Origin of the sequence: Chitinophaga parva, from assembly GCF_003071345.1 — a bacterium.
GTDB classification, from domain to species: domain Bacteria; phylum Bacteroidota; class Bacteroidia; order Chitinophagales; family Chitinophagaceae; genus Chitinophaga; species Chitinophaga parva.
The window spans coordinates 1162146-1184458 of the sequence record NZ_QCYK01000003.1 but is presented as its reverse complement, the minus strand read 5'-3'; the positions used below and the strand labels follow the sequence as shown (position 1 = coordinate 1184458).

Sequence of the window (22313 nt, the reverse complement as noted above, 5' to 3'; positions counted from 1 at the left end):
CGCTTTCCTGCGACTTGAGAATGCCTATAATCTGGCTCTCCGTGAATTTGCTCTTTTTCATAATTCTTCCCTTTTAAAGGTAGCACTTTTATATTTTTATGTGCTACCGTTTACAGGGAAGCTTTCACTGTCATTTGGGGTTAACTTTGTGTCATTGATAAAAACGCTGAACATTTTTATCTTTTAAATAGCAATAAAAAGACACTCGGTTATGGGTGCTTTTTTTGCAGAAGTTCTTTTGCTTGTTCCCCAGCAGCTTCATTGCTTGTTTGTGATTCCGAAAATAATATTGATTCATGAAACTCAGCAATTTGAATCTGGCTTGTTTTATCATTCCCCCAAACGCATTCATAATATTCGTTGAAGAAGGGACCTCCCATGATTTTGTTAATTGCTGCCTTGCCACCTGCTGCCAAATAAACCACATCACCTATTTTGAATTTTGGTTTTCTTTCTTGTAACTTTTGTAGAATACTATTTATATCATTCATATCATTCTTTTTTTTGTGAATATATGGTAGTCAAAATTTATAAATAAGATGTTTTTTCCACATTTTTAATTCTCTCCGTCTCTTCTTCAATCATTTCCCCCAAAATGTCTATATCTGCCTGGGTGAAAGCAGGGCATCCCCAATAAAAACGTGCATGCCATTCACCATCCGCATATGAATAGAGTGTCATTGCTTCCATTCTGTTAATAGCCAGGATGTAGCTACCTGGATTGCCTAGTGGTTGCCGTAGTTCATAATACCAATAATCACTACCACACGTCACATAACCAAATAATTCTATATAAGGCAATCTCATAAAATGCTAATTTTTTTAGCAAATAAAGAGTAAATTTGTTATTTTGAAACAAAAAACCCAGGGTAGGAATACCCTGGGCAAAGGATTGTCTTTAATTGTTCGTCATCATCTAGTGGAAAAATGACCCTCGGACATGAGAGCCTGTCAGTATCAATACATTAAAAATGGCAATTGGTAACATTCATTATTATAAGATATTGAAAGACAAAAGATTGAAGCCATCAGGTAGTTGGAGTGTGTATTGCTTGATATTAGCAGTGTCTTTTATATATCTCCTGCTGGTAAGTACCTGGTTGTTTTCAGTAATTGAAATGGGTATAAATACGGTATCGTTTACCTGAAGGAGGACGTGAGGGCTTTGAAGAAGATCCGCCAGCCAGTAATTTTCGATATCTGTTAGTGGACGGGTATTTACTTTCAATGATAATTCTGTAGGTGCGGATAGCTGCTTTGTTGTTTGATTGAAGATACCTGCGTTATTGTCGCTGATCAAACCTGTGCTGTCTGCTTTCATGTTGTTTATTTGGATTGTATTTCTACTTGTAGTTGAATAGGTGGGTTCAGGGTTCACAAAAGTATAACTGTCATAGCCACCTTGTCTATTTAACCATGTAACGTTTAACTTCTTGAAAGAACAGGGCATTTGATCGACATAATAAGTACGTATTTCGCTCAATGCAACATTGCTGTTGTCAAACAACTGAGCTGTAAAGTAAGCTGCTGCATTAAACTGCGCTTCTGTGAATATCTTTTTTGGGCTGCAATTAATGCGGATTATCTTGTTGGTTGTAGTGAACGTAGGTGTTGTTGCTGTTTGAATTATGGTGTTGCTTGTGTTGTATGCCTTAAACACTACTTTCATTGTTGGCTTATATGCATCTTGCATAAAATATAAGCCTTCAATTGAATCATAGTTTATTTTTAAATTGTTTGGCTTTGCAGTCATAAACTTAGCCAACTGGCCACTTGTTAAAACGTAGGTGTTTTCGGTGTAATTAAAATAGCTGATCGTATCCAAGTTTGATAGAAATACATTGAAAATATCAGTCGTTAAAGTAGCACCAGCAGTTATTGCACCAGCGTTATTATACATCTCAGTAAAGGTTACTTTGTATGATAGTATTTGCTTGGTGTAAGTATCTATGTAATTGTCTACGTAATTTGTAAACTCATAGCCTACGTAGCTATTCAGTATACTTGAAAGATTTATGTATGCACCTGTTTGATTTGAAGGTGTACATTCAAGATGCAATGTTGCGATTGTGTTGCTTGTAACTGCATCTTTGACCTCTGCAGTGAAATAAACTATGTCACTATTATCGCTATTTATTGCAAACATAATAGCGTTTCCAGATGGGGTGAAGTTTTTTGGAAAATTATTTAAAGTTATTGCCATTATTGTTTAAATATTTTCGTTGCTTTGTTTAAACAAAATTTTTTTTATGGCAGAGATTTTTGCAATTAACATTCAGGGTATTGATATGACCTTTCAGAAGGTTACATATCTTCTGGACAATAGCATTCGTTATCACATTTCGTTTGAATCTGAAGGCGAATTAATCAACGTGAGGGTTGGTCAACAAAATGGAGACTGGGTCTTTATTGGAGGCGATATTCCTAGCGATGCAACAGATAGACTAAATAGGATAGTTGATGCAATTAATTTAAATCATAGGCGAGAGAACCAAGGTGGTTTCTTGGGCTAGTCGGAGAAATCGTAGTCGTTGCTGTAGTCATTGACTACCTTTAAGATGTCACCTAGATTAGTGAGCTTGCGTATTTCTGCAAAGTAAGTTAGGGATTGGCAAGCTATCATTATCGCAACTCCAAATATTTCACCGACATACTGGTAATCTCTTAGTGGGGGAAATTCTATCCCACCTTCTGGAAGTGGTCTAAGATTTCTCATAGATTGATTTGTTCCATGAACATTTTCCGAGTAGTCTTTATATATTTTTGAATAATATAAGTCCTCTAATTTCAAATATCTAAGTAGCTTTTTAAACGAAGTAGGTCCTCCAAAAAGGGAATACCAATGTTCAGCATTTTTGTTCTCGTAGTTTTCAAGGATTTCTTTATATGGCTGTTTTGAAAAAAGAAATGTTGCATCGATAAATCTTTGATCTGATGTATTAATACCTTTCTTCTTATCATATATGTAATTTTCAAGGCTATTAAATGCCACATATGCATTTTGCCTTCGTAATGTGTCTTTTTCCGCGATATATACTAGGTAGACATATGATTCGAAAAGCGCACGCAAAAGTAATTGAGGGGTGGCCGAACTTCCTGTTCTAATCAACAATGAGATTGAATCTAACAAGTCAAGTATATGCCTAAATATAAATATTGGTCCAGAGTCACCTAGTGAATTGCTGGTTATTTTTAATTCTGGTTTGAGAATTCCAAGGCTATAATCAACAAGACTATCAATTCTGTCTGAACAGTATGCATATGCAGACTTTATATTAGGTTCTAGTTCCCTATTGATTAACTTGTTCTCAATTTTATTCATAAGTTAAAAATACGAAATTCCTATTTCGACACAAACACCTCCTTAATCTGCTCCGCAGCAAACCCCGTAACTAATGATTGAATATCTTTGATTAGTTGCGGGATTTCTCTTGAATAAATATCCCTTGGTTTTATACCTTTTTTCTTGAAAATAGACATGGCCATTGCATGAGCTGCTTTTTCAATTTCTTCTTCATCTGTCAAATCCTTATGTGGTGAGGGCTTGCCATAGTAAGTTTCATTATTGCGAAGTTGAAGATTTTTTGTTTTTATGTAATCGATAAATACCTGATAGGGTGGAGGGAGTTCTCTGTAGGAAAATGGAGTGTTGTATAATTGCTGCCCTGATGGGTTCACGCCCTTATCTTGGTAGACTAGATATTCATTGGCAAGAACATTAACTACATCTGATTCCACCTGGATTGAGATATCTTCAATCTGTCCTGTAACTATCATGTCAGCATCTTGGATGTTCTTGATTACTCTTTGAATAAAATTACCCAGAGCCAATTCAATGCATTCAACTACGCTGCTACCGCCAGTTACCACTTCAAAACTATCCTTTGAGGTACCTAATGAATCAAGTTTATTTAATGAATCATTTATTTTTCTTGCCATTTACTTTAGTTTGAGGTATTCATTCCTTGCGTTCATAATTTGATAGACTCCAGCTATTTCCAATGCTTCTCTTTCTATTGTTGTGAAAAATGATTCATTCAGGTAATCAGCAATTTCCTTGCACAGCCAGTGCCAACCAAATACCTTATAGAGTTTTGTTTTTATTTCTTGATTTTCCTTCTGAATAATGCCGGTATTTTCTGTGTCACTATCTGCTTCATTAGTGTCTTGCTGGTCTCCCTGATGGAACGCTTGATTGATTGTTTCGCAGATTGGCGTAAGCAAAAAAAAAGAGAGTTGATTGTTAACATATCAAGGTCGTTGATCTGTTCTTCTGTTAAGTCTTCCGCAATAAAATGTTTTAAAATAGTAGCCATATTTTTGTAGGGATCAACTGATAAATTCATGAATAAAATAAAGTCGGAAAGTTTGACTTTGTCAATAGGTTTTATTGTGTAAGCAGCTTGATGATTATCTACATTTATTTCGGTATCTAAAAAACTAGTTGTTTGTAGCATAGGCAAGGATTCATTGATGGGTAGTGATTCAAAGTAATCAACCGGTTTGTCTGTAATTATTGAAAGAACATTGAAACGATAGTCTATCCCTTCAAATAAGTTTTCCCCATCACCCAATTCAGTAGGTAATGCGAGTTCAAGTATTTTGATGAAGTGTTTCAATTTTACGTCTTTCCATGATGTAGGTGTTTCTATTGCCATTTATTTTTTTTACTTTTAAATAGTGTACAGCTTCCAGTTGGCGGCATGGGTTACTCTGATAAGATGGTAGTAGGCCATGGCTAAAGAAGCAACACAGTCATCATGCGTTCCTGCGGCACCATTGTAGGTGACGTTTCCATTTATACCTATCTTCATTTCATAGGTATATAATTCATTTGCTACTTGTTCAGTGTACTTTACTTTTCCTTGTTCAATAGCTAAGATTAACTTATTGATTATAAGAGGTTTGCTACTACCCGTAAAGATGAATCCTTCTACATTGCTCACTTCTTTCTTTATCATTTCCATCACTGCATTGCCTACACCAGTGGAATCAACAATTAACTTTGCTTCGCTGATTGATCTGATACGCTTAACTCTTTGGACTGTTAATTCATAATTCAATCGAAAACGATCAAAGTAACACATGGTTCCATCTTCATCTAGTCCGATCAATACGCTGTAGTCATATACCTTTGCAACGTCCAAAGCAAAAATAACTGGTGGCTTAGTTGATAGAGTTGGGGTTATATTCTTTACAATGTTATCTTCTCCAAATGGGTTTGAATCGTTGCTATCAATTCTTTGCGCTAAAATCTCAATCTTGAATTGCCTGTCAGGCATGTTTTGACGCATTGTTTCAATCTCATTTGCATCCAATAATGGGTTTTCATAACTGGTGAATGTGAAAGATGCGTAGTCAGGTTCCTTGTTGATACCTTTGAGAAAGAGTTTGTCGAAGAAGGTGTGACCGTTTGGTGTTGATATAGCTAGTACTTTTCCTTTGTAATCTATCAGTAATGGCAGACAGATTGAATTATATATATCCTGAAGATCAGAAATAAAACTACCTTCATCAATTACAAGGAAATGGGCTTTGCGTCCTCTCATCTGGCCTGCTGATTCTGCACTGAACCATTTTGCAGTACCACCATTGATTAATTCAATTGATAATTCACTTTTATTGGCAGCTTTTACAGCCTGTTCTGGTAGCCATTTAAGCATTTCATTGAATAGGGTCTTGTTCAGGTCGTGTGTAGGGGTTAAGAAGAAAACTGTATGCGCTTGAAACATTTCACTTATAGCAATAGCACAGGATAATGTACTTTTTCCCCATCTTCTTCCAGCCTGAATAATTCTAAATCTGGAATGGTTGTTGAAAACATTTAATTGGCCTTCATGCAGGGTTATTTGTATTTGCTTCTTTTGTGTTTCATGCATTAATTTTTTTTATTATTTAAATAGGTTTTGGGCGGGTTTAGTAACCAAATCAGTAACCCAACAAAAAAAATGGAGGCGTAATACCTCCATAGTTATTGATAGTAAATAAGTTATAAATTACTTTTCTTCGTTAGTTCGATTCCTGGTAGGACAATTCTCATTGGTTAACTCGATAAGTTTATTTTCAGGAATCTCTTCAAAATCTGCTGCTGCTATGCCTTCTGGCTTCTTTGGCGCCATTGGGTTTAAGACTAACTCAAACTGCATGGGGACATTACTACTAATCTCAAGCTCTTTTGAGGACATTACAGGGACCGCATACTTTAAAAGATTGTTGATCGTTTGCCATGCTTGATAAGGAGTCATCTTATCTAAATCGGCTTCAAGTCTTCCGATGCGTTTCTCAGCAATATTTAGGATCGCATTTTTGATATTGGTGGTTACTTCATTCTTCGATCCTTTGGGCCTTCCTGGACTGATGGGGGGGCTTGTGTCCTGGTTTCCATGTTGTGCTACTTCTTGCCATTTGAATTGAAATTTGAGCCTCTAAAAACCTTCTTTGGTTGTGGCTGTGGTTGGTTGGTTTTTTCCTCTGTCTTTGGCTGCATACCCGCCAATACATCTAGCAATGTTGCTTTTCTGTATTCGGCCTCTATTTCTGCTTTGATAGCTTCGCGTTCGGCCTCTTCAAGTTCGTAGATGTAAATGGGATATTCCCTGTGAAAATAGCTTGATATAACGGATAACGCAGTTGCTACACATTGAGGACAGGTTACATCTACAGGGGTGTTGTTTAGCGCAATCCAGATATTTTTTATTACCTGCCCATCTTCCGCAGGGATGTTGAATGTTTTGTATTTCTCATAGTATTCAATGTGATGTATTATACTGTAAATGCTTTTGAATAATTGTCTCTTTTCCATTGTTACTTGTTTCTATTTTAAATATTGCTTCAAATCCTTTTTAAAACATTCGCATTAATAGCAACACATTCTTTCTTGAAAAAATCAAAATCAAAAAGTGCTAGATGACTTATATTTTCATCACCACCCCATCTGGTGTATTTGTATTTTTTGTTTGAAAGGAGGGAAAGAAGATCGGGGAGGGGGATTAGATAGAAGGAGGGATGTTGAGGAAAACAATAAACAATATAATCTGCGTTGCTAATTGAAATACCAGATGGTATAATTTTATTATCTTTTCTTTTTTGGAACTCTACCGCAACATTTTTGGTGTATGGGGCTATGTGGTCGCTTTTGACTTCAATTGTTTTTAAACTACCTTCTGGGTGCTGGACTTCTATGTCGTGCGAAGAAAATAAATCTGTATCTGGGAGAACTGTTGTGTGGAAGCCTGCTAGTTTAAATATATCAGCAACATCATATTCTGCCTTGCGGCCTGTTGCTAAATCTGCGTGAAAGTTTAAACTCATTCATATTTGTTATTATTTATATTTTAAATATGAAAGAGTGGGCTTTCTTTCAAAGTTAGGAAACGAGTGTAAGTTGATCCGAGAAAGCATTTACTCTTTCAACGATGTTGGTTGCGATCAAATCAATCTTCCTTTTGAAATCATCTTCTATGCCTTCAATATGTTGGACGATGATTTTCTCGAATTCATAATTATTTTGAGTCGATAATTCCTCCACCAATTTAATTACTTGGTTACGTACTCTTCCTGCACATATTACACAGTGATTTTTAAAATCATGTGTGAAGGTTTCTTTTAAAATAACTTCAAGTGTTTTTCCGTGAAGCCGCACGTCTAATACATCTCCAGGACTAATAACTGTTACATTTAATTCTCTGTATTCAAATGTGAACATTATTTCGGGTGTTCCTTCGATTTGATTTCCGGTAAGGCGTTTATAAACTTCTCTGACAATTGAGGACTTTCCGGAATTAGAAGTGCCGGACAAACAAAATGTTTTTTTCATGTCTTTTTTTTAGGGATTACTGCAAATGTAGTAAAAAGCCCCATCAAATTAATGACAGGGCAATTTTTAAATACTTTAAAGGAATAGATAATCTACCAACACCTTTTGCAATTATCCGCTACTTTGCCAAACTTCATAATTTTAAAATCCTCAATCGGTTTTACTTTCAAACATTTAACGCAAATACGCTTTCCTTCTTTTTCCAAGTTTTTTTGTCTTTCGTTGAAATTTTTTGAAACTAATTTTGCCTTTTGAATTAGGCTTTCGAATGTAATCATATAGTTTGTTTAATGTTTGAATTATAATATTGATAATATAGTGGTAATAGCCCGTTTGGATGCTTACAGGTAACCTCATAGTTAGTTTTCTTGAAAGTACTTATGAGTGTTTCAATATTGAAAACACAATCCTCCAATTCAAAAACTATTTGGCTGCCGTCAAGCTCTAAAGGTGTGTTGTTGTTGATCCAGTTGATGTTTGCCTTTAGTTTTTCTGATAGTTCAGGTTTTTTAATTTCTTCGACTGGACTTGAAACAACCGGCTTTGAAACGACTTCTTCAATTGGCCTTGCTTCAACTGTAGGAGCAGGTATCTTGTTTGCTGTTACTTTATTAGCTCTTTCCACAAATTTTTTGATAAATTCATCATTATTTGGATTTGATTTCATAGTATATAGTTTTAAAAATTCTGATTTTCTTATTTTTTTTGATTTTCCTCCGTCAAGTCTTCTAGTTAGTTTTTCGACGTTAAAAAAACAATCATCAATTTTGAAGTAATGTTTTTGTAATTGCTTTCCAATTGCTTCTTCGAACCAAAGTATATTTTCATGTTTTTTATCAATTAAAGCAGTTGTCTTTTGAAAATTTTCATCTTTTATAATTACATTTATTCCTGCCTCTTTGAATTGATTGAAAATTATTTCCTTCGCAAATTGCCTATCTGCTTCATTTGAAAAGTAAATGCCATCATGAAGGGATAAATAGCTAATCTCTTTTTCTATAAGTTGTTTGCCAACTTTTTCAATCAATATATTTGATTCCTCTTGTTGAAGGAGGATCGCCCATTTGTTGTAATTATAATCGTCTTTGAATTCATTGATCAAATTAAATACAGTTGGGAAAAGTTTTTCAAATGCGCCAATTACTTTGTTATTGCTTTTCTTATTTGAAAAAAAATAACCACTGAACAACTTTTGTTTGAAAGCAGTTCTATCTTTTTTCAACAAATCGAGCAACCCAGATTCTTTTGCCAATACCTCATATATTTCGCCAGTTTCAGCTAATTGCTTGTAATAATTGAAATCATCAGTTAATTCCATTTTCTTTATTTCAAACAATGCTTCAACAGCTAAAACACTTATGACAAGTTGACAGTTTTTTACATCAAGTCCTAATAATTGTTTACCATCTAATAGTAAGTATTTTCTCAACTCTTTCTTTAGTGAGGTAAGTGGTGTATATATCCTACTTTCCTTGTCTGGGCGGCTTATTGATACAGATTTATTGATAATTGAATAAAGGGAATAATCTTTAGATTCAACTGGTAAACGGTTGTTTTTTAATTGATCTTTTGTATAACCATACTTTTCTTCGAAATAATTGTAGACAGTCTGATCTACATCCACATTGTTTAAAAACATTTGTTCCTGGTACTTTGAAAAAACGTCATCAGGAGTGGTTTTTTTTATCTTACTTACTATCCTTTGGGTAAGGTTGGAGGTATTATTTATTTCGGTTTCAATTACTTTTTGATTGTCCCACGTTGATGTGAATTGGTAGGAGTTACATTTATTCTCATGATGGGATTTTGATTTAAATACATAATCTGAGTAAAGTTCAATGAAGCCTCCTTCGATTAGGTTTTTGAAGATTGCTTTCATTCCATCACTGTTTACACCAAGAACAGTTTTTGTTCTTTCAAAATTGATTTGAACGCCTTCATCTATGTAAACACTATACCTGTACTGTCTGAAAAAAGCGATATAATTCAATATATATAAATGCCTATTGAGAGCATTCTCAGCGTCTTTGGTTGGTTTATTTCGTTTGGTTGAAGTGTAGATGCCTTTTAAAGCAAGGTAGTCTGTAATGGCTTTTATTAGCCCTTCTGGAAGGATGTAGTTGATTTCTTTATTCATTTAATAATCATATGGTTTAAACAATAATCAGATTAAAAAAAGGGCAGGCAAGATTACCCGCCCATTATTTCACATATGATTATTGTATTCTTTTATATATTGAAGTTGGGAAAAAATATAATTCAAGTCAAGTTTTTTGCAGTTTATTTTTGAAATTCCTTTCCTCTGAAATGTCGACTGGTGGCTAGTTTGAAGAGTTAACTATTTTGGTGTTGACTTTTGTAGATTAATTGAATTGAAGCAACTGATTCAATTGCAAAATGTGACTCCTTATTATAATACTTATTGTATTAAATAAAATAATAATATCATAATAATGGGATTTTTTTAATTGCTTGATAATTGCTTTTTCAATTGCAAAAACGACTCTTTATAATTAATATTATTAAAAAGTATAATATAAATTCCAGGTTAGTTTTTATTTTTAAATTATAATAGGAATCCTAACTAGAATTTTAATATAAAAATGTAATATTAATTCAATGAAAGAAAATAAATAGTAGCTGGAGATAATAATAGTATTATACTTTATTATAATATTAATAGAAGAATAGATTATTAGGTAGTTGTTATTTCAATTAAAGAAATTTGTGGGAAATGTGCAGCGGCTTCAGACGCAAATATTTCCCTGTCTGAGAAGCAGACATAACAAAGGATTTTTTTTTACTTTTCTGGAGTAGGGAATACTCGCTGCTTACGCACCTTCGCATTCCCTTTAGTTTTTATTATTATTTATTCTACTTTCTTATTATTATTTACTTAATCACTCTTATTACAATTACTTTATTCATTATTATTTATTACTTTATTCAATTACTTATTATTATTTTTCTTATTTAATTATTACTCTTACTTATTATTATTTATATTATTCTCTCTATATATTCATGTATCCATGATGTAGTTGTATTCTCTCTAAATAGACGGTGGTTTCGCGACATAAAAAACTTTTCTCTCCTTAACTTCTACCGGATTTTCGTGATTGATCAGTAGATGTGTTTCCTTTTTTTATTAGACGGTGGTTTCGTAACATAGCTATAAAGTGTAATTGCTATATAAGGCGTAGTTTTCACGACATTGATCAGAAAAGTGTATTTCCTATATAAGGCGTAGTTTTCGTGACATTGAACAGTAACTGTATTTCCTTTTTATTACACGGTATTTTCACGACATGAGAAAGAGAGATGCAACCAGGTGAAGCTAATGAAGTGTTATTTACATATTGTTTGGTGGGAATTTGGTGACATAGCTAAAAAACTGTTCTCTCCGCCACTTCTACCGGAATTTGATGAAATTGTTTAAATTGTTGTTCAGAACCAAACCCCTATACAATGCTACCAAAAATTACATTTGAAATTGTTACCCTTAAATGGCAAAGCCTTAAATACACTGAGGTGGGAGATGCTTGTGGTGTTTATCAAGTATATGGAACCTCGCCACTTTATGGAATTGATACTCTACTTTACATAGGCAGGTCAATTAACCCCAAAGCAAGACTCAAAGACCATTTTGAGTTTACAGAAGGAGCATTAGGTAGACAGCCAAATAAGTCGTGTAGGTTTGCGGAAGTGGCTGGAGAATTAATTGAAATTGTTGAGGCGACCCTGATTGCTATGTATAAGCCAAGTTTTAATATTGCAGGGCTAAATAATGTGGAATATAAGGCGAAGGAAAGAGCGATCTACATCCAAAATCATGGCGAACGTGGGATGCTCAATTATGAGAATACTAATTATTATTTTTTGAAGCCTGAATTGCAAGGTAAGATATAAAGATGATCACCGGCGTTGCCGGTGATCTTATGACATGATATTTCTGCATGTTCAATTTAATTTGCCATTTTTAATTTTATTTTTAATGTATTGAAAATCTACGATGTCATTATAAATCGGTTCAGACATGTTAATGTGCCGCAATTTTTCCTCATCATCAGTTTGTATTAACAGAAAATGATTAAAAAATAATGATGTTGGCAGGTGTGTCTTTATATCTGGATTTATTTTTTTGCTTAGTTCATAAGCCTTATACTCATTGAAGAATACATCTAGCACATCAGGAAACTTTTTTGCATACTGAAGAACCTCTTGCATTTTGTCATCACACAGAAATTTGCCCAACTGAAGTAGGTCGTTGAAGTATTGGACAAGTTGGTTAACATCTTCATGCTGCTTTTTGCTAATTTCCTGGTGAGCGAAATTAAAATACATTGTTACAATTTCTTTTTTGTTCATATTTTTTTGTTTTTACTATTTAGAATACATTTCTTTCTTAATGCTGCTCAAATGCTTGCCATCAATAACAACCAGGTACTTGTTTCCTTGGTATTTTTTTGTCGATACCCGGTGAATAATAGCATCGGCATATTTTGCTTTGAGTTTTTGAATCTTTTCATCAAGTGCTTTGCTTTCCATTTTGAACAAAGAGAAATAAAGCGACTTGCCATTTGATTCAATGCACCTGATCAAGTCCAAAGAAGGATTATCGTCTTTATGATAAAGTGTTTGTAATAGTTCTTTACCTTCAACAACGTCAATGACCAGCCTTCGTTTCTTTTCATTTGTCTCATCATCAAATTTCAGGTCATCCCATGGAAGCCCGCTTTCATCCATTTTGTCTTCAAATTTTTGAATGATTTTATCGAATCTTTTTTGATTGAATGAAAGATTTTGTAATGCTTTTTGATGTTCTTTCTGCGCATTTGCTACGCTTGTTTGTATTGTTTGTTCCATTTCTGTTACTTTAAAAATTTTAATAATATCCCGGCTCTTTCAGACGCACCTTTCCCAATACGACTCATCATCGTTCAAATTTTTACATACCTTCTCCATTGCGATAACTAGTATTCCGCTTTGGTTAGGTATGGGTATAGCTTTCCTGTTTCCATCTGCGCAGACTGGACACAATTAGGGCTATACGCGATAAATGAATGTGGACCGGTATTATTATAAGTGTTCTTAAAACTCAACTTTGATTACCTCAAAGTTTCTTTCTTTGTCACTATTCAATCTCTCAAAAAGGTATTAAATGGTCATTTGACCTACCGAACACTAATTATAACCTGTTCTACCGTAAATAGGTTATGTACATACATTATTGAAGCACTAAGCTACTAACGATGCAATACAAAGGTATGGAGGTGTTTTTGAATAACAATGGATTATTTCAGGAAATTTAGAAAATATATTTTTTTTTGACAATTTTGGATTTATAAGCAAACTTTTTGAAAAGTTTCTTTAGATATTATCTAATTACAGGGCTGAACTACACGGCAAAACTACATGGCGAAATATGACGGCGGAATTAGTAGGAGAGGTTATAAGCAATGTTTTTGAGTTTAGTAACCTATTTGGTAACCTAGCTTCTTTTTTCAGTAACTTTTTATAAATTTGATGAAAGAAATTACATGCCCAATATAGCGGAACACTTATCTGACGCGGATTACCCAAAAAATCTTGTTTCGGCAACGGAGTGCAGGTTCGATTCCTGTTCTGGGCACAAAGTTCTAAATATGAACATCTAAAAAGGCTTGTAAACTAAATGTTTACAAGCCTTTTTGCTTTGAAGGTATCAGGCTTTTTAACGCTTTTCCCCACACCCTTTTTGACCACTCATTTGACATGCAAAATGGCACACAACTTCGCTCGACTAATTCTTATAATAAGTAACCCACGAACTGCAAGCGAAGCGTAACGCTCCCCAACAACTATTGGGCCTATGAAAACACACCATTTGCATACCTTGAAGCATCTCATTTATGGTTTTTTCAATTAGCGCTTAAAACAGACGTGAAATGAATTATCTGAAGCGCTGAACAGGATAGGAGATAAGCTGATGATCTTTTTACTGTCAATAACTGCATTGTTGGAATAGTTCAGCCAATGTTATTTTTAACCGCTCCGTATCGACCCGCAGGTTACCACCGCAGGGTTTCCACGAAAAAGGATCCATTTTCCATCAGCGCATCAAAAAATACAGGCTTGGTGTCCAGCCGGTTCCAATCCCTTTGCAATTCACAGGCATACTGTGTAACGGAAGATAACTGTACTCCGGCTTGTTCCATTCTTCTTAGCGCAGTTTCATGGGCAACGGTCGAGGTGCCTCCCACTGCATCAACAATGGTATAAACCTCGTATCCCGCTTTAAGAAGATCCAGCGCCGGAAAACACAAACAAACTTCCGTCCACAACGCACAGATGACGAGTTTCTTTTTACCAAGCGCTTTTACAGCGTTCTGGAACGCTTCGTCTTCCCACGAGTTTACGCTCGTTCTATCGATTTCCGTTATATCCGGCAAAATAGTTTTAAGGTGTTTGATGGTAGGCTTATTAATACCGCTTTCTACGTTAACGGTAGTAAGAATAGTAGGGACGTTGAACCCTTTGGCCAGTTTGGCAACCGTTACAATATTTTTGACAAGTTCTTCATGATCCATTGATTTTACAGAGTTGACCTGTAACGGCTGGTAGTCAATAAGGATAAGCGCTGAATTTTCCGGGGAAATCAAGTGGTCTGTTTTAGGATCCCTGATGGGTATAATGCTGCTCATTTTTGATGAATTTTAAAGTTGTGAGATTTGCAATGAAGGATTATGTTTTAAGGTAAAGGGGCAAAGGTGGCTAAGGCATCCTTTATTCCACCACCCGCAGCATCAAAAAAAGCTGCGCCCGCCAACAAATAGATCTCCTTTAGCGGCTTGAATTTTGTCATGCCCTGTGATTGTAACAGTTGCTGTGTCCTGTATTCGTTTATCATCCCTTTTACAACATTGGCGGCAACCAAGGCGGTTTTGGAATCCACTCCGGCATCTTTCAGGTCGCTCGCAAACGCGAAGTCCCGTACGCCTAATTTTAATGCTTCCCGGGTGGCGATCCTGCCAACGGCTATCATAATATTTTCGTTAAAATCGGCCCGGTTTCCCAAACCGATCAGGAGCAGTTTTTTGCCAGGAATGGTGCCTTTCGGAAGGTCCAGGTAAAAAGTTTCCAAAAAGTGGCCGTCAAATTGCTGGCTTTTTCTGAGTTCAGTTAACCTGCCTTTCAGGGCTTCGTCCAGGTGTATCAATCCGTTCGATGCTGCCGGTAAAGCCGGTGGCGATTTAAAGATATCACCTTCGGTATATTCAAATACACAGATAACCTGCAAATCGGCAGTGGCCGTGGATGGTCCCTGGACCAATCCTGTAAACTTTACACCATCAATTGTACCCCATGTTTTTGAAGTCCCTGCTGCAATGGCTTGCTTTGTACCTGTATCTGTGGATTGCTGGGCGAAACCCACGGTAGTTGCAAACGTAATTAATAAAGCAAATAATCCTTTCGTGAGGAACCGGGATGGATTGATGATCATTGTCATAAAATGAGTATAAAGTAAAACGGGTGCTAAAATTCGGGAACGATTGAAAAAGCCCTGGCCGTCACGAAGGCTGCTGGTGCTGATGGCTGGCCTTCATTGCATATCTATTATTTTTCTGACACAAATGTACTGCTTAACCCATCTCTTGTAAAAGTTGATGATTGGAATTTGTAGTATCAATAATTAAAATAGTAGGAAATATTGTTTGATCCTTATTGATTTATAGCACATAACCCTTAAAGACAGGATCGTAATGCTCCCAGTGACACGGTCCAGATCCCCCTGCCGTCAGATTTACTTACGGCTAATTTCCTATCTTTGCTGCGGCAAAACGCCGCCTGATTTACCAATAACGACTTAATCCAACATGTCAATAACCAAAGAATCCGAACTGATAGGCATGCAACGCGCCGGCGAAGCGGTTGCAGTTACCCTTAAACAAATGGTAGACTACGCCCGGCCCGGCATGAGCACCAAAGAACTGGATGAATATGGCGCGCAGGTCCTCGCCGGCTTCGGCGCTAAATCTGCACCTTTCTTAACCTATGGCTTTCCGGGCTGGACGTGCATCAGCGTAGGTAATGAATTTTGCCACGGCATTCCTTCCCGTAACCGGATCTTAAAAGAAGGGGACCTGATCAACATCGATGTTTCCGCAGAGCTGGATGGCTTCTGGGCAGACAATGGCAGCTCCTTTGTGCTGGGTAATGACTTCCACCTGCACCAGCAATTGGTTAATGCATCCAAGGAAATATTGCGGAAGGCCCTGCAAAACATCCGCGGTGGGGTAAAGATCGCGGAGATAGGTGGGCTCATGGAATCCGAAGCGAAGAAAAGAGGGTTCAAGGTGATCAAGAACCTTGGTGGGCATGGTATTGGCCGGGGCCTGCATGAGCAGCCGGACAACCTGCTGAACTACAAGGAGCGGGGCGATCTGCGTCGTTTCAGGAAACATTCCGTAGTGGCTATTGAAACGTTTATCTCAACCTCCTCCAGCTACGCAACAGAGCTCGGCGACGGATGGACGATGGTCGGTAACAATGGCGGCTTCATGGCCCAGCATGAGCACACCATCGTAGTGACGGATGGCGCCCCGGTGATCTTAACGGAGATGAATGGGATTTTAAATTAAACAGGATCATTATAACAACAGGCATCACGGCGGAGCGCAGGACCCGGGAGATCCTCTATTCCACTTTTCCCCGCAGCATGGGCACAAAGGAGAAGTGCTCAAAGAGCTCTTCGGTAAGTTGCCCGTCCTCTCCCTTGGTGATCCGGATCATGCGCTGCAGGCCTTTTGCGCCTACCGGGGCCACCAGTATGCCCCCCGGGCGTAGTTGGGTTGTAAGTGCCGGTGGAATGGTATCGGGCGCCGCGGTGACCAGTATCCTGTCAAACGGTGCTTCGTCCGGCCACCCCTCAAAGCCATCGCCATGGCAGAAATGAAGGCCGGGCAGCGTTTGCAGGTAGCTGAAATGCATGGCCCGGTCGTATAATTTCTTTTGCCGTTCAATGGTGTAAACGATAGCGCCCATCATGGCCAGCACCGCGGCCTGATAGGCACTGCCGGTGCCCACTTCCAGTATTTTATGGCCCGGGTGTACCCGCAGCAACTGGGTTTGATAGGCCACCGTGTAAGGCTGGGAAATGGTTTGTCCTTCGCCAATAGGGAAAGCCTTGTCCGTGTAAGCATCGGCCTCCGTGCCGGCGGGCATGAAGAACTGGCGCGGCAATTTGCCGATGGCCGTAAGCACATTCACGTCGGTAATGCCATTGGCGGCAATGTTTTCCACCAGCGCCTGCCTTTGCAGCACCTGCGCTTTGGTGTCTGCATATTCCGTAACGGCAGGTTTATTTGTTGCCTTGTTTTTCATAGATGCCTGTAATAGAACCTTCTGCAATTATGTGGGCCTGCATTGCATGTTCCAGGTCGTGGCGGGTAGCGCCGGCTGCCAGTTCCAGCATGGAATCCAGTGCAAATACATGGAAGATATAGCGGTGTGCACCCTGGGGTGGGCAGGGTGGATGATAGCCGGTCTTGCCGGTTGAATTTTTGCCGGACACGCCTGGGATCCCGTTTTCCGGGAGTTCACCCGCGGGGGCTATGTTCCAGCATATCCAGTGGTCAAAGGTACCGTTCGGTGCATCCGGGTCCTCCACAATGAGGGCCAGGCTGGCGGCGGCTTCCGGCAGGCGGGCAATATGCAGGGCGGGATTAATGCCGGCCCCCTCACAACTGTATTTTGCCGGGATGTTGCCGTTGTGTTCAAATGCAGGGCTGGTAATGGCCAGCTGTACGATGGTGGTTGCCATGATGATGGGTTTTAGTGTACCTGAAAAGCCTCAATTCACTTGCCATTTTCATTTGCCGGCATTATTCTTTTCCCGGCAGCGGCGGGCACAGGCGGTACCGCCTTTGCCCGTTCTATTTATGAGTTTTTGATATACCTGTCCACGTATAAATACTTACACAACCTTTCACTAACTAACTGATGCTCGGCGTCAACGTGATGGCTGTTTTCATCGAATTGGTCACCAGGCACCCCGCCTTCGCTTTTTCCGCAATGCGCTGTGTCTTTTCGGTATCATGGTGCGCATCGGCAATCTTTATGACCGGGAACATTTCAGCTGTTGTAAATAGATATTTCCCATCCACCATTTCCAGTTTTGCCACCGTACGGCAACTGAAATTTTCTATTTCCACTTTAAAATTACCTGCAATAGCCAAAAATGTTGCCATGTAGCAACTGTTGATCGCGGCGACGAACAAATGCTCCGGCGACCAGACATTGGGCACCCCGTTTGGAAATTCCGGCGGCGTAGCGCATGTAATAGTTTCTGACAGCACAGGTGATGATAATTCGCCTATTCTTCCTGCTTTCCACTGAACGTTTACTTCGTAAAAATGTGTTTGTGACATGGTGGTTATTTTGAAACTAATACGTGGTTTAAAGCAAATAAAAAGGGCTCCTGGCGGGCTGGCAAGTGTGAAAATGCATTCCCGGAGCTATGGATGGAGCCCAGTGTATGGAGATATATTGACACAGAGAGTTGTCAGTTGGCCTGTGTATCGCTGAGCTTCTTTATACGGATAATCTGGAACACCAGGTAGAAGATGATGCCCCATACCGCAATGATAGCGGAGAGCGCCACCAGTAGCAAAGGTAAAGGTGCCTTAGCGCCAGTGGCCCATAACGAGCGGTCACCAAACCCGAAACTATCGTGTTGGCCAGGCCCGCCCCAGGGCACTGTTTTGAGCACACTTACGTTGCCATAGCTATCATTATCTTCTATGCGGGCGCCCAGCACCAGGTTGCCTTTTGCATCACCGGGCAGGGAGTCGCGGGAGAAGGTAGCAGTGACCGTGCCGGTAGAATCGGTGGTGTAGGATTCATCATCCCCGATGGGCAGGAAAGAAGCCTGCCGCTGCACGCCGATCTTTATTTCCACATCCTTTATGTTCACAGCGCTGTCGCCATGCATTTCCTGTACGGTAGCCCGCACCGTGCGGGCGCCGTCATCACCGGCAATGGTATCCAGCAGCAACCGGGCTTTCGTAATGTCCAGCGTTTTTACCGTGGAGGTAAACTGGTGCGTGGCGCCGCTTACCGCTATGAATTGCTGCTGGTTGCTGGCCTTCCAGGCCGCCTGCAGGGAGGGGGGCAATGTGGCAAAGGCTTTACCGGTTTCATTGGTCACCACCTTGGCAATAACATTGGCGGGCAGGCTGTCGCCCAGGTAAAGCTGCACGGGCAGGGCATTCAGCGGTTGCAGCTTGCCGTCTTTTTTTTCCATGGCCGTTACCTGCAGGTAAGGAACATGGTCCGCGTTATCGAAATATTCCAGTTTTAGCAGCAACTCCGCCGTATTATTCTGCGCATGGGCTGCAGGTGCCCACGCCAGTAGCAGCAGGAGGCCTGCCAGGAAACTGTATTGTATGCATGTTTTCATATCAGTTCGCTTTCATTTCTTCTATTGTTTCATGGATCGGCACGATCGGGAATATCCTGATCAGCAGGGTAATCACCAGCATACCGCCCGCCAGTGAACCACAGGCAATGGCCCATTCTTCCCAGCTTGGGAAATAGCTTTTGTAACTAAGCGGTACATCGTGCATGGGCAGGAACGGGTGTAACATAGACGGCACTACGATAATATACCGCTTGAACCACGCGCCTATCACCACCATGATGCCCACCAGGAACATGGGCAGTGGCCTGCGGCCTTTGGGAAACAACAGGATCACCATGGGCAGCAGCATGGAAATGAAAATGGTGGCCCAGAACCTCAGCGCCCAGTCGCCGCTGAATAATTCCCGCAGGTGGGCGTCCTCGCCTTCCTTCATTTTAAATGCGGGCAGCAGGTATTCACTGATATTGAAATACAGGTACACCAGTGCCAGCAGCACCACGATCTTACCCATCTTGTCGAAGTGATCATCGGTAATGTAATGGTCCATCCCATAGGCCTTGCGCACTACGTACATGGCCACCACTACGGCACCGCTGCCGGCCAGGAAAGCGCCGGAAATAAAGTAGGCGCCAAAGTTGGTGCTGTCCCACCCGGGGCGGAAGGTTGTGGCAAAGAGCCAGGAAGTAACAGTGTGAATGCCGAAAGCTACCGGGATAATGGTGATGCAAAGGATGTTGATGGCCCGGTCGCTGATGGCCACCTGCCCTGTATTGCCCTTCCAGAAGGAGCCCAGGAAGCGGTACAGGCGCTGGAAAGGCCGGGTGGCGGTGCGTTGGTGGTCGATCAGTATTTTGATGTCCGGCAGCAATGGCAGGTAAAGGAGCAGGCAACTAATGAAGAAATAGGTAGTGATCACCACCACATCCCAGATGATGGGTGACTGGATGCGGCCATGTGCAAATACATTAAGCAGGCGTTCCGGCCGTCCCATGTCCACGATGATAATGAGGGCGGCAAACATGATGGCTGCAATGGCGATCATCTCCGCGATCCGCGTAAGGGGGGTGCTCCATTTTACATTTGCCAGGCGCAGGATGGCCGTGATAAGGGAACCTACGAGGCTGATGGCTACGAAAAAAACGAAATTTGAAATATATAATCCCCAGGAAACATAGTCCCGCATGGCTGTAACGCCCAGCCCATACCGCAGCTGGCGGTAATAGGCATACAGGCCCACCAGGCAGATACAGGATAATACACCCACCCATAACTGCCCTGTTTTTCCAAACTTGCGGGGCAGGAGATCTTCTATAACCTGTTCTTCGCGCAATGCAATTGTTCTTTCCACGATAATGTTTTTTTAGAGGTAGGAGAAGGGGGCATCAGCCTTTATCGTTTTCCTCACCTGCTTCAATAGGAAAATTCCTGTTCACCGGTGGCAGGTAGTACACGCTGGGCCGGGTGCCCAGGTCTTCCATCAGGCGGTAACCCGCTTTGTCCCGCATCAGGTCACTGAAGCGGAAGGTCTCTGCACCGTTGGTTACGCTGTCTTCATTCAGGTCACCGAAGAAGAATACGCCGTTAGGACAGGCGGAAACGCAGTGGGGTAATTCTCCCCGGCGGGTCATGTCCGGGCAGAAGTCGCATTTGCCCACGGTGCCCTTTTTCTGAGGCACGCTGGTTTCAGCGCAGTAGGGCTGCTTTGCAATTTCTTTGGGCAGCACTGGTTCATTCCAGTTGAATACGCGGGTGGAGTAAGGACAAGCAGCCATGCAGAAGCGGCAACCGATACAGCGGTCACTGTCGATCAGCACAATGCCATCCTGTCTCTTGAACGTGGCATCCACCGGGCATACTTTCACGCAGGGCGGTTCATCGCAATGCATGCAGGTAGTAGGCTGCCAGTAAGGCGCGGTGTGTGCAGATTCCTGCATCTTCTGCACCTTGATCCAGTTTTGTCCGTCCTGGATATGGTGCATGTGATCACAAGCCGCCTGGCAACGTTTCAGGTTTTTGCAACGGGCCAGGTCTATGACCATCACAAATTTTTTACCGGGTATACCTACGCGTGCTTCCGCGTTTGTAACGCTGGGCAGGTGGGGCACGGGTTTCAGGAAAGCCCGGTCCACTTCTATCACCTCACCATCTACCGACAGCAGTTTTACTTTTTCGCCGGTGGGCGTTACATCCAGTGCCGCTGCCTGGGTGGAAAAAGGATCTTTAAGATGGTTGCAGGACGCCGCCGCCGCACTTACTGCAGCCAGTGCCGCACCGGAGAGAAAGGCGCGCCTGCTTTGTGATCCGTTTGTTAATTCGCTCATAACCTTGATTTGTTGTTAGCCGATAGCATGCCTCAGGGTCTTTTTTTTACCCAGGTACGCAATTCGTCGTTCGAGATTTTTTTCCGGGGCTGCTGTTCCAGCGCGGCAGCATCCACTTGTACCAGGCGCCCGTCTTCGGTTAGCAACGTAACCGGCACGGGTGGCATGGAACTCGCTGTGCTGCGGGATTTCCGGAAGAGGGAGAGGCCTGCTATGGAGGTGGCAAACAGGCCTATCCATCCTACAAAGGCGCGGCGTTTTACAGTATGTTCGTTGGGCATATGCGTGATGTTTTGTGGTGAAACCGGCTTGCACCTGCAAGCCGGTTTTTCAATGACAGCCTTCATTATTTTTTGAAAGTGCGCATGTAGTTCACCAGGTTCCAGATGTCTTCTGCGTCCGGCAGTTTTTTCTTGAAGGAAGGCATGTCGTTCCTGCCTTCACTGGTCTTGTAGAAAAGCGCGCCATCGGTTTGCTTCTGGAAGTCGGCGCTGGTGAAGTTGGGTGGCTGTGTTTTCAGCTGTGCCGCCTTGGACCCGTCACCTTCGCCGGCTTTGCCGTGGCAGGACTGGCAGTTCTTTGCCCACAGGGCTTTCCCATCGGCAATGGAGGCCGGTGAAGACTTTACCGGGTTGGGCATCTTGGCGTTTTTCTCGGGCACAATCCAGGGATCGCCCGGGGCCGAGAAGGAGAGCGCCGCAAAAGCTGCTGCCAATAGCAGCGGGCTGCTTTTCAGGAAACTGATCTTCATGTTGTCAGGTTTTTGATGATTACA

General features: G+C 40.8%; 29 protein-coding genes. 4 read left to right on the top strand and 25 right to left on the bottom strand.

What is annotated here, in order from left to right; all coding sequences use genetic code 11:
* A partial coding sequence (locus DCC81_RS25760; protein WP_205686420.1) for a hypothetical protein occupies positions 1-187 on the top strand: 187 nt, incomplete at its 5' end.
* A 22-nt stretch (positions 188-209) separates the two neighbouring features.
* Here the strand turns inward: DCC81_RS25760 and DCC81_RS23995 are convergent.
* The 3 genes from DCC81_RS23995 to DCC81_RS23985 all read right to left on the bottom strand — a co-directional run bounded on the left by DCC81_RS23995 (position 210) and on the right by DCC81_RS23985 (position 2203).
* Complete coding sequence (locus tag DCC81_RS23995) at positions 210-491, bottom strand: hypothetical protein (protein WP_108689247.1); 282 nt, start codon at positions 489-491, stop codon at positions 210-212.
* 37 nt (positions 492-528) lie between these two features.
* On the bottom strand, positions 529-807 hold the full coding sequence (locus tag DCC81_RS23990; RefSeq protein WP_108689246.1) for a hypothetical protein: 279 nt from the start codon (positions 805-807) through the stop codon (positions 529-531).
* Between the two features lie 187 nt (positions 808-994).
* Positions 995-2203: a hypothetical protein gene (locus tag DCC81_RS23985; protein ID WP_108689245.1), complete on the bottom strand. Its 1209-nt coding sequence runs from the start codon at positions 2201-2203 to the stop codon at positions 995-997.
* Positions 2204-2249: 46 nt separating this feature from the next.
* On the opposite strand from DCC81_RS23985, the gene DCC81_RS23980 reads away from it, so the two are divergent.
* The gene (locus DCC81_RS23980; protein ID WP_108689244.1) at positions 2250-2513 is read left to right on the top strand and encodes a hypothetical protein; all 264 of its coding nucleotides are present in this window, start codon (positions 2250-2252) and stop codon (positions 2511-2513) included.
* Here DCC81_RS23980 and DCC81_RS23975 read toward each other — a convergent pair.
* The 10 genes from DCC81_RS23975 to DCC81_RS23930 form a co-directional block, all read right to left on the bottom strand.
* The gene (locus tag DCC81_RS23975) at positions 2510-3322 is read right to left on the bottom strand and encodes a DUF5677 domain-containing protein (RefSeq protein WP_108689243.1); all 813 of its coding nucleotides are present in this window, start codon (positions 3320-3322) and stop codon (positions 2510-2512) included. The genes DCC81_RS23980 and DCC81_RS23975 overlap by 4 nt on opposite strands.
* Before the next feature lie 20 nt (positions 3323-3342).
* Positions 3343-3939: a hypothetical protein gene (locus DCC81_RS23970; protein ID WP_108689242.1), complete on the bottom strand. Its 597-nt coding sequence runs from the start codon at positions 3937-3939 to the stop codon at positions 3343-3345.
* A 161-nt stretch (positions 3940-4100) separates the two neighbouring features.
* Complete coding sequence (locus DCC81_RS23965; protein ID WP_108689241.1) at positions 4101-4658, bottom strand: hypothetical protein; 558 nt, start codon at positions 4656-4658, stop codon at positions 4101-4103.
* Positions 4659-4673: 15 nt separating this feature from the next.
* Entirely contained in the window at positions 4674-5879 is a 1206-nt protein-coding gene (locus DCC81_RS23960; protein WP_108689240.1) for a terminase large subunit domain-containing protein, read from the bottom strand.
* A 117-nt stretch (positions 5880-5996) separates the two neighbouring features.
* Positions 5997-6245 (bottom strand): hypothetical protein, encoded by a 249-nt coding sequence (locus DCC81_RS23955; RefSeq protein ID WP_133177783.1) that lies wholly within the window; start codon positions 6243-6245, stop codon positions 5997-5999.
* Between the two features lie 146 nt (positions 6246-6391).
* A complete protein-coding gene (locus DCC81_RS23950) occupies positions 6392-6802 on the bottom strand; it encodes a hypothetical protein (RefSeq protein ID WP_108689238.1) in 411 nt (136 codons plus the stop codon).
* A 29-nt stretch (positions 6803-6831) separates the two neighbouring features.
* A complete protein-coding gene (locus DCC81_RS23945; protein ID WP_108689237.1) occupies positions 6832-7311 on the bottom strand; it encodes a hypothetical protein in 480 nt (159 codons plus the stop codon).
* Between the two features lie 55 nt (positions 7312-7366).
* A complete protein-coding gene (locus tag DCC81_RS23940; protein WP_108689236.1) occupies positions 7367-7816 on the bottom strand; it encodes a hypothetical protein in 450 nt (149 codons plus the stop codon).
* A 92-nt stretch (positions 7817-7908) separates the two neighbouring features.
* Positions 7909-8094, bottom strand: a complete 186-nt coding sequence (locus DCC81_RS23935) for a hypothetical protein (protein WP_108689235.1) — start codon at positions 8092-8094, stop codon at positions 7909-7911.
* Positions 8091-9953: a hypothetical protein gene (locus DCC81_RS23930; protein ID WP_108689234.1), complete on the bottom strand. Its 1863-nt coding sequence runs from the start codon at positions 9951-9953 to the stop codon at positions 8091-8093. Before DCC81_RS23930 ends, DCC81_RS23935 begins: the two co-directional genes overlap by 4 nt.
* 1331 nt (positions 9954-11284) lie before the next feature.
* Between DCC81_RS23930 and DCC81_RS23925 the strand changes: the two genes are divergently transcribed.
* Positions 11285-11725, top strand: a complete 441-nt coding sequence (locus DCC81_RS23925) for a hypothetical protein (RefSeq protein WP_108689233.1) — start codon at positions 11285-11287, stop codon at positions 11723-11725.
* Between the two features lie 51 nt (positions 11726-11776).
* Here the strand turns inward: DCC81_RS23925 and DCC81_RS23920 are convergent, their stop codons facing one another.
* From DCC81_RS23920 to DCC81_RS23905, 4 genes are all read right to left on the bottom strand, one after another.
* Entirely contained in the window at positions 11777-12184 is a 408-nt protein-coding gene (locus DCC81_RS23920; protein ID WP_133177782.1) for a hypothetical protein, read from the bottom strand.
* A 15-nt stretch (positions 12185-12199) separates the two neighbouring features.
* Positions 12200-12682: a hypothetical protein gene (locus DCC81_RS23915; RefSeq protein WP_108689231.1), complete on the bottom strand. Its 483-nt coding sequence runs from the start codon at positions 12680-12682 to the stop codon at positions 12200-12202.
* A 1184-nt stretch (positions 12683-13866) separates the two neighbouring features.
* Positions 13867-14499: a hydrolase gene (locus tag DCC81_RS23910; protein ID WP_108689230.1), complete on the bottom strand. Its 633-nt coding sequence runs from the start codon at positions 14497-14499 to the stop codon at positions 13867-13869.
* Between the two features lie 47 nt (positions 14500-14546).
* Positions 14547-15305, bottom strand: coding sequence for a M17 family peptidase N-terminal domain-containing protein (locus tag DCC81_RS23905; RefSeq protein ID WP_205686419.1), 759 nt, complete (start codon positions 15303-15305; stop codon positions 14547-14549).
* A gap of 367 nt (positions 15306-15672) precedes the next feature.
* Between DCC81_RS23905 and map the strand changes: the two genes are divergently transcribed.
* A complete protein-coding gene (gene map / locus DCC81_RS23900; RefSeq protein ID WP_108689228.1) occupies positions 15673-16437 on the top strand; it encodes a type I methionyl aminopeptidase in 765 nt (254 codons plus the stop codon).
* Between the two features lie 55 nt (positions 16438-16492).
* Here map and DCC81_RS23895 read toward each other — a convergent pair whose 3' ends face one another.
* From DCC81_RS23895 to DCC81_RS23860, 8 genes are all read right to left on the bottom strand, one after another.
* On the bottom strand, positions 16493-17179 hold the full coding sequence (locus DCC81_RS23895; RefSeq protein WP_108689227.1) for a protein-L-isoaspartate(D-aspartate) O-methyltransferase: 687 nt from the start codon (positions 17177-17179) through the stop codon (positions 16493-16495).
* Entirely contained in the window at positions 17157-17618 is a 462-nt protein-coding gene (locus DCC81_RS23890; RefSeq protein ID WP_108689226.1) for a YbhB/YbcL family Raf kinase inhibitor-like protein, read from the bottom strand. The genes DCC81_RS23895 and DCC81_RS23890 overlap by 23 nt, the downstream gene beginning before the upstream one ends.
* A 172-nt stretch (positions 17619-17790) precedes the next feature.
* Positions 17791-18225: an OsmC family protein gene (locus DCC81_RS23885; RefSeq protein ID WP_108689225.1), complete on the bottom strand. Its 435-nt coding sequence runs from the start codon at positions 18223-18225 to the stop codon at positions 17791-17793.
* 134 nt (positions 18226-18359) lie between these two features.
* Entirely contained in the window at positions 18360-19256 is an 897-nt protein-coding gene (locus DCC81_RS23880; protein ID WP_108689224.1) for a hypothetical protein, read from the bottom strand.
* Position 19257: 1 nt separating this feature from the next.
* Complete coding sequence (nrfD, locus tag DCC81_RS23875) at positions 19258-20565, bottom strand: NrfD/PsrC family molybdoenzyme membrane anchor subunit (RefSeq protein WP_205686418.1); 1308 nt, start codon at positions 20563-20565, stop codon at positions 19258-19260.
* A 34-nt stretch (positions 20566-20599) separates the two neighbouring features.
* The gene (locus DCC81_RS23870; RefSeq protein ID WP_108689222.1) at positions 20600-21538 is read right to left on the bottom strand and encodes a 4Fe-4S dicluster domain-containing protein; all 939 of its coding nucleotides are present in this window, start codon (positions 21536-21538) and stop codon (positions 20600-20602) included.
* A gap of 32 nt (positions 21539-21570) precedes the next feature.
* On the bottom strand, positions 21571-21819 hold the full coding sequence (locus tag DCC81_RS23865; protein WP_108689221.1) for a hypothetical protein: 249 nt from the start codon (positions 21817-21819) through the stop codon (positions 21571-21573).
* A gap of 65 nt (positions 21820-21884) precedes the next feature.
* Complete coding sequence (locus tag DCC81_RS23860; protein ID WP_108689220.1) at positions 21885-22289, bottom strand: c-type cytochrome; 405 nt, start codon at positions 22287-22289, stop codon at positions 21885-21887.
* Positions 22290-22313 lie beyond the last annotated feature (24 nt).

Excerpts from the sequence above, each read along its gene's own strand:
- DCC81_RS23965 (WP_108689241.1), bottom strand. The coding sequence starts at position 4,658 with ATGGCAATAGAAACACCTACATCATGGAAAGACGTAAAATTGAAACAC.
- DCC81_RS23995 (WP_108689247.1), bottom strand. The coding sequence starts at position 491 with ATGAATGATATAAATAGTATTCTACAAAAGTTACAAGAAAGAAAACCA.
- DCC81_RS23990 (WP_108689246.1), bottom strand. The coding sequence starts at position 807 with ATGAGATTGCCTTATATAGAATTATTTGGTTATGTGACGTGTGGTAGT.
- DCC81_RS23920 (WP_133177782.1), bottom strand. The coding sequence starts at position 12,184 with ATGAACAAAAAAGAAATTGTAACAATGTATTTTAATTTCGCTCACCAG.
- DCC81_RS23915 (WP_108689231.1), bottom strand. The coding sequence starts at position 12,682 with ATGGAACAAACAATACAAACAAGCGTAGCAAATGCGCAGAAAGAACAT.
- DCC81_RS23930 (WP_108689234.1), bottom strand. The coding sequence starts at position 9,953 with ATGAATAAAGAAATCAACTACATCCTTCCAGAAGGGCTAATAAAAGCC.
- DCC81_RS23975 (WP_108689243.1), bottom strand. The coding sequence starts at position 3,322 with ATGAATAAAATTGAGAACAAGTTAATCAATAGGGAACTAGAACCTAAT.
- DCC81_RS23935 (WP_108689235.1), bottom strand. The coding sequence starts at position 8,094 with ATGATTACATTCGAAAGCCTAATTCAAAAGGCAAAATTAGTTTCAAAA.
- DCC81_RS23865 (WP_108689221.1), bottom strand. The coding sequence starts at position 21,819 with ATGCCCAACGAACATACTGTAAAACGCCGCGCCTTTGTAGGATGGATA.
- DCC81_RS23980 (WP_108689244.1), top strand. The coding sequence starts at position 2,250 with ATGGCAGAGATTTTTGCAATTAACATTCAGGGTATTGATATGACCTTT.
- DCC81_RS23970 (WP_108689242.1), bottom strand. The coding sequence starts at position 3,939 with ATGGCAAGAAAAATAAATGATTCATTAAATAAACTTGATTCATTAGGT.
- DCC81_RS23870 (WP_108689222.1), bottom strand. The coding sequence starts at position 21,538 with ATGAGCGAATTAACAAACGGATCACAAAGCAGGCGCGCCTTTCTCTCC.
- DCC81_RS23860 (WP_108689220.1), bottom strand. The coding sequence starts at position 22,289 with ATGAAGATCAGTTTCCTGAAAAGCAGCCCGCTGCTATTGGCAGCAGCT.
- DCC81_RS23985 (WP_108689245.1), bottom strand. The coding sequence starts at position 2,203 with ATGGCAATAACTTTAAATAATTTTCCAAAAAACTTCACCCCATCTGGA.
- DCC81_RS23960 (WP_108689240.1), bottom strand. The coding sequence starts at position 5,879 with ATGCATGAAACACAAAAGAAGCAAATACAAATAACCCTGCATGAAGGC.
- DCC81_RS23950 (WP_108689238.1), bottom strand. The coding sequence starts at position 6,802 with ATGGAAAAGAGACAATTATTCAAAAGCATTTACAGTATAATACATCAC.
- DCC81_RS23890 (WP_108689226.1), bottom strand. The coding sequence starts at position 17,618 with ATGGCAACCACCATCGTACAGCTGGCCATTACCAGCCCTGCATTTGAA.
- DCC81_RS23880 (WP_108689224.1), bottom strand. The coding sequence starts at position 19,256 with ATGAAAACATGCATACAATACAGTTTCCTGGCAGGCCTCCTGCTGCTA.
- DCC81_RS23940 (WP_108689236.1), bottom strand. The coding sequence starts at position 7,816 with ATGAAAAAAACATTTTGTTTGTCCGGCACTTCTAATTCCGGAAAGTCC.
- DCC81_RS23895 (WP_108689227.1), bottom strand. The coding sequence starts at position 17,179 with ATGAAAAACAAGGCAACAAATAAACCTGCCGTTACGGAATATGCAGAC.
- DCC81_RS23925 (WP_108689233.1), top strand. The coding sequence starts at position 11,285 with ATGCTACCAAAAATTACATTTGAAATTGTTACCCTTAAATGGCAAAGC.
- map (WP_108689228.1), top strand. The coding sequence starts at position 15,673 with ATGTCAATAACCAAAGAATCCGAACTGATAGGCATGCAACGCGCCGGC.
- DCC81_RS23905 (WP_205686419.1), bottom strand. The coding sequence starts at position 15,305 with ATGACAATGATCATCAATCCATCCCGGTTCCTCACGAAAGGATTATTT.
- DCC81_RS23885 (WP_108689225.1), bottom strand. The coding sequence starts at position 18,225 with ATGTCACAAACACATTTTTACGAAGTAAACGTTCAGTGGAAAGCAGGA.
- DCC81_RS23910 (WP_108689230.1), bottom strand. The coding sequence starts at position 14,499 with ATGAGCAGCATTATACCCATCAGGGATCCTAAAACAGACCACTTGATT.
- DCC81_RS23955 (WP_133177783.1), bottom strand. The coding sequence starts at position 6,245 with ATGACTCCTTATCAAGCATGGCAAACGATCAACAATCTTTTAAAGTAT.
- DCC81_RS23945 (WP_108689237.1), bottom strand. The coding sequence starts at position 7,311 with ATGAGTTTAAACTTTCACGCAGATTTAGCAACAGGCCGCAAGGCAGAA.